This is a genomic window from Agrobacterium sp. BT-220-3 (genome assembly GCF_025910175.1).
GTDB classification, from domain to species: Bacteria; Pseudomonadota; Alphaproteobacteria; order Rhizobiales; family Rhizobiaceae; genus Agrobacterium; species Agrobacterium oryzihabitans.
Genome location: NZ_JAPAIX010000030.1, coordinates 1 through 5,484 on the forward strand (window position 1 = coordinate 1; position 5,484 = coordinate 5,484).

At 54.4% G+C, this 5,484-nt stretch carries 4 protein-coding genes; all 4 read right to left on the reverse strand.

Annotation, left to right across the window (positions count from 1 at the left end):
• Nucleotides 1-1,111: 1,111 nt before the first annotated feature.
• Nucleotides 1,112-2,293 (reverse strand): DUF5677 domain-containing protein, encoded by a 1,182-nt coding sequence (locus OK142_RS24950; RefSeq protein WP_498685701.1) that lies wholly within the window; start codon nucleotides 2,291-2,293, stop codon nucleotides 1,112-1,114.
• Nucleotides 2,294-2,302: 9 nt separating this feature from the next.
• A complete protein-coding gene (locus OK142_RS24955; protein ID WP_444759536.1) occupies nucleotides 2,303-2,749 on the reverse strand; it encodes a hypothetical protein in 447 nt (148 codons plus the stop codon).
• 68 nt (nucleotides 2,750-2,817) lie between these two features.
• Nucleotides 2,818-3,693 carry an SMODS domain-containing nucleotidyltransferase gene (locus tag OK142_RS24960; RefSeq protein ID WP_313609392.1) on the reverse strand — a complete coding sequence of 292 codons (876 nt, stop codon included), beginning with the start codon at nucleotides 3,691-3,693 and terminating at the stop codon, nucleotides 2,818-2,820.
• A gap of 199 nt (nucleotides 3,694-3,892) precedes the next feature.
• The gene (locus tag OK142_RS24965; protein ID WP_498685702.1) at nucleotides 3,893-5,320 is read right to left on the reverse strand and encodes a hypothetical protein; all 1,428 of its coding nucleotides are present in this window, start codon (nucleotides 5,318-5,320) and stop codon (nucleotides 3,893-3,895) included.
• Between the last annotated feature and the right edge of the window lie 164 nt (nucleotides 5,321-5,484).

The following is a 5,484-nucleotide window of genomic DNA, read 5'->3' on the forward strand; positions in this document are numbered from 1 at the left end:
CTGTCCGGGATTTACCGGAATCGCTGTCCGGGAATTAGCGGAAATGCTGTCCCGGATTTAGTGAAATCGCTGTCCGGGATTTAATGGAATCCCTGTCCGCGAATTACCGAAACCCGCAAAGCGGACAAGGTCCATGGTCAGGTTATCCATCTAGCTTCCTTCCTTGAGAGGTCGGTGAGTGTTGATGGCTGATGCCTGTCCTTGGATCAGGTCACCCCGCGAAGGTCATTCGCGACGGGAGCCGGAATGCGTCAGTCAGTTGTCCTCGTGGTAAAAGCCTCCCGAGCCAGCCGGTTGGCTGGCCTGTGTGGTGTGCCCTGTTGGGCAACCGATACCCGTTCGGGTGCGAACGGATGTCGGGAATGGATGCCGCAGCGGCGGCGCGCGAATATGTAGAGCAGGCATGGAAGCCCTCCTTTTGCTGGGGAAACGGTGAGGTAGATGGATCAGCGTCAGGCTTGATCTGGCGAGATAATGAACGCCACCGGTTCGTAATTTCCAGCGGCCTGCGCTGAAAATGATCAGCGAAGCGGAGCGTTGCGCGTGGTCATTCGCGTGTCATGTGGAAACCTTTGCATGGGAGTGGCGGCTACCGTGGGTTTGGTAGCGGTCCGTCACTCCCTAATGAATGAGGGAGTGACGGACCGCCGCCGCCCGCACGGTCGGATGTCGCACATCCGACCTGTCCCGCTTCACTCCGCGCGGCGTAGCTGTGCCATGAGATAGGTCGGCAGGTAATGGCACCCTGCCCTGTCTCCACCAACCCGCCAGCCGTGTGCCGCCGCAAGCGGTCTCCCGAGCACAGGCTGGCCGAACGCCGGACACGACAGGGCCTTATGGGGGGCCATCTGCCAACCCATCTCATCAGGCACGCCCCACCCCTGCTCCGCTCACACGGGAGCGCGGACGGCGGAAGCCCGAGGCGGAGCCTTCGGCGTCATTCTCATCTGTAATGGTGGATGCACGGTGGCGCTTATGCGTGCGCGTTATCCGTTGGCAAGCTCACGCCCGCGACCGGCAGCGGTTAGTCCCTGCGATACGAACCGCAAGGCATCCAGTCGTATCCCGAGGGAGCCTCGGCCGGAGCCGTTTGACGAATCTAACCGGCAGCTTAGTCGTTCGCCTTGAAAAGGATAGAATGCTCGACATGATCCACCCTAAAGGCATGTGGGTTCTCCATAGCTTTTATCAGCCCGCGCTCTGTCACAGGTTCGCCATTCAGCGAAACCCTCCAGAATACCGGCTCAAACCATTTGAGTTCCGGCCCATTTCCCTCCGAATCCGAACTCTCAAGAACGACCTCTCCAGTCGGACGGTAGATATAGACGACATCCAAAGCGTCCACTGCCGTCCGAGTGAAGACCATTTGTATATCTTCAGTGGCATCGAATGACGCGCTCTGGCCAACCTGAAGACCGTCTTGAACCTGCTGCTCGGTAACCTCGGTCGCGCTACTCTCTTCTATTGGCTGGCGAAGCCCCTCAAAGAGTTGATGAAGCTCGTCACGGGTTCGGACGAGAAGAGTCAATGCTAATGACAAACACAGCGACGAATAGGAATCTTCAACCGGACTGGGAAGCCCGCGCCCACGCTCTGTGTTGTCGCCACCAAGCCGATAAAATGACATTGGCAAGCCATGGACGTAACTAGAGAAGAGCACATACAGCCATCGAAAGTGGTTAACAGCGATGCCCGCCTTCTCCACAATTTCCTCAAGCGAGAACAGATATGCGGTTTGACCATGCAACAGTTTTTTGTGTCTCTTGGCGTCCAGCGCGTTAAAAAATGGATTCGACGTAAGACGACCACGCAACTCATCAGCCTGAGCTTTAAGTCCCTCCACCTGCTCCGTATCGCCCAATGCGTCAAACATCCGGATTCGGCTCACACAGTCATGCAGATTGAACAGATTCCATCGGCAGTTCCATTCATCGTCGGAGCATTCTTCCGCGCAGAGGTAATAAAAGGCTACCCGTAGCTCAATCATCGTGCGGACGAGCCCCGCAAGCGACGCGTAGTCCCAATGCTCAATCTTCTTGTCTGCCCAAGGCGTGTGGGGCGCCAAGGTCAGCAGGCTAACACCACGCGTTATGAGAACGGTAAAGAGGACAGAAGCATAGAAATGACGCCCGGTTGGTGCCGGGATACCCGCATAGCTCTTCGACACATGTATGCATTCCCGCACGACATTATCGAGAGCACTCAAGCTCTCACGGTAGGATTCCGAAGGCTCCGTACCAAGGTTACCATCGTCTACGACGGCTTGAAGATCGTATTCGTCTTGGCCTGTCATTCACGAAACCTAGCCCTGATCCGCAGCTTGCTTGGCGAGATCGTAGTCGTGAGTGTAGTCACCGCTCTGGACCTTGCGTTGCGACAACTTGAACAACCATTCTGGCGGCGTCAGCGCACGGGCGCGTACTTTTTCAAGCCGGTCAAGGAGCGGTTTCACCTTGGCTTCGAACTGGGAGAAATCCTCATGGGACGAGATGGTCGCGACCTGACGGAAACGGTCCCGTAGGTTGGTGAATTCCCCGGTAGCTGTCGTATAGTCGTCAATTGCACGATCCGCCTTGGATGCCTTGTAGACAGGCGGTATAACCGTTGCGAGCAGCGTGAAGACGGCAGCCCAGGTCGGTGATGTCTGGGATACGATCTTCCATGTCGCCAGAGCGCCGAATACAATAGGAGCAACCTCACAGAAGAGGCGAAAACGTTTAAGCCAGCGCAGCCAGAGGGTAAAGGACACCGCTGTGTATCGGCAGTTTTCCTCTTGCCTATGACACTCATCGACAAGCTTCTGGATACGCGGATCACTCATGATACGTCACTCGGAATCTGCGGGCCGAAAATATCCTGCCAGTAAAGACCCGCCAGAATCTTGCTGTTCTCTTTCTCAGCCCCACACGCGGCAAGAGCATTTCGTGATGCCGTCTGGGCCCGCGTCAACCAGTCACTACCAAGCCAGATCAGCTCGCCCGTGCCGGGCATAGTGATGTAGGTGTTGGAACGGTTGATAAGATAGGCGAAGAAATCGCGCACCAGAAAATCGTAATAGAAGTAATCCTCCGTCGCATTCGGATGCATCCCCAAAAACTCTACGACCAACCGTTCAATCTGAAAGGATTTCAGCGGGACATCGCAGTGGCGCTGCCACTGCTTGAACATGCGTGCAAGGCGGCGGGTGTTTCCGTTTGTGCGGGCATCCGCCTCCACCAACGCAGCAGCTTCCGCACGTGCCGTGGAAGTCACGTAACGGCCACCATCGTTTGCGTCACATACAATAATCGAGTCGTCATCACAGAGGAATCCGGGAGAAACCTCAATCGGAGTCGTCGTAAATGGCACGACCACCACTTGGCCATCAGCTCGCATGGCCGTTTGGAAATAGGTGAACGCCAGCGCGTTCTTCACCTCTTGGAGGAGCTGGGACTGGCGATTGCCGGTACGCGCCTGGAAGCGATGAAATACGGACGATGGGAGGAGGAAGATCATATCCACATCCCGCGACGGTCGCACACGGGTCTGCTTACCCCAGGAACCGATCAACAGGCTGTTGTCGGTCTCCGACGAATAGCCCCAAAAATACCGGTTCAAACAATCCCGGACCCCGGCCTGTTTGGTTAAACCATCCTGAAGCTGCGCATCCGTGATGACGAGATTGTCGATGAACTGCGCAAAGCGCTGCGTCACGAATCTCCACTGTTGAGGTGTGTTCACACTAGATGATAGCCCCACCCAAGCGCTCAGCCCCAAGGAGCGCGACGGCCCTCCTATCAAAGAATTCGCAGTTGTAGTGCCAAAAAGTGCGCTCATGCACCAAATATAGTATCCGATAGGGATTCGGTCAATCCGATCAAGGCCCTCAACGTCACCAAGAGTATTCCAGTTCTCAGATCACGATCCGCGGTCTGAGGTCCATCCGAAGTGGCACATCCCCCGCGATAAGACTTGCTCGCTCTGCCGTCGATTCTATCATGTCTACAACAGCAGTTTCGTCCATGAGCGCGTGTTGGACCATGCGCTCAAAGTGATGGAAGTTGCTTACTTCGAACCTCTTATCACCAACCTGCCGGTACATGCTCGTTACCTGTGATCGCCCGTTTGTCTCAATGACAAACCCACGCTGACGAAGCAAGGCCCACAACTGGGCCGGATTGAAGATGGTGACCACAATCACGTGGCCAAAAAGCACGTCACGTAAAACATTTTCCTCAAGAGGCCACCACATCAAGGGAACGGCGCCAATCATCGTTGCTGGGAAGCCGCTTCCATGGCTACCGACACTGCCCACAAACAGACAATTATCCAGAAGGCTCGGATCCAGTATCTCCTGAACCACCTGCTGCACTGGCTCTAGTGACTTCTTGAGATTCCCACTTTTCCTCAGAATCCTTTGGCCCAGACTGCCAAAATGGCGCGGTCTCCATGTTCCTAGCACAAGGCCAGCTCCCGCCTTTTTAAACTCAAACGCTTTCCGATGACTTCGCTGAACAACATCTTCCAGAATCTTAAAATGGAAATCCCCGTGCGTGTTCAGCTTTACATTCTCCTCGCTTTTCTTCTGCTTTTTAATAGCTTCGGCGATCTGCTCCATTTGCCGCTTTAATTTTTGCTCAACGGCCGCTTCAAGCATTTCGGGAGGGACGGAATCGGATTTTTCTTGGTTTGATGCCTGTTCCGCTCGCTGCAAAAGCGGACTGTTCTCAGCCCCCGCCACAAGGCCCACGGTAATATTATATGTGTTGCCCTCCACATGGCGTGTCTTAAGCTCACCTATTGTCGTGATACGACCTGAACTAGGATCAAAAAAACTGACGTCGCCAAGCCGGAGGAACGAGGTGACGGCATGGTACAATACGAACATGCCACCAAATCCCTGCATATTCTCAAGGAAGGCTCGTTCACCAAGGCCGCCAACATTTGGCGGCAACAAAAGCTGGCGTTGCTCGCGGGCATGCGCTTCAAGCAAAGCAGCTTCATCCCGATAAAATATCCAAGCGAACCCATCACCAAGACTACGCGCTATCCCCAGCGCCTCCTTGATAGCTTTCAGATATAAATCAAGCCTGCCCATCCGGGCGCTAAACCAGCTTGGCTGGAAACGGCTTTTCTTCTCAATAAGACGATCTTTTTCTGTTTTGATAGCTCTATATGTCGCATCAAGCTTCACAAAAGCCTTGGTAAGCCGAATTTGAAAATCCGCGAAATAGTGCAACTCTATCTCGCCGCGCCTTAATTTCCGAAAGCACTCCCAACACCAAGAAAAATCGACATCAGCGGCATCGATAGCTTCGATCACGTCCCGTTGTGAAATCATTCTTCACCGCTTTCCTTCGAGTTCGTCATCAGAACTCTGGCAAAACAGAGGTGGCTCGGTTTGTCTGAACAGTTTCGGGCTTTTTGTTAAGTGGATTTCCGCCTCGATTATGCTGCCACCATCATTGGTGCCAGCGCGTTGAAGTAAGCCTGATCCGGCGTCTG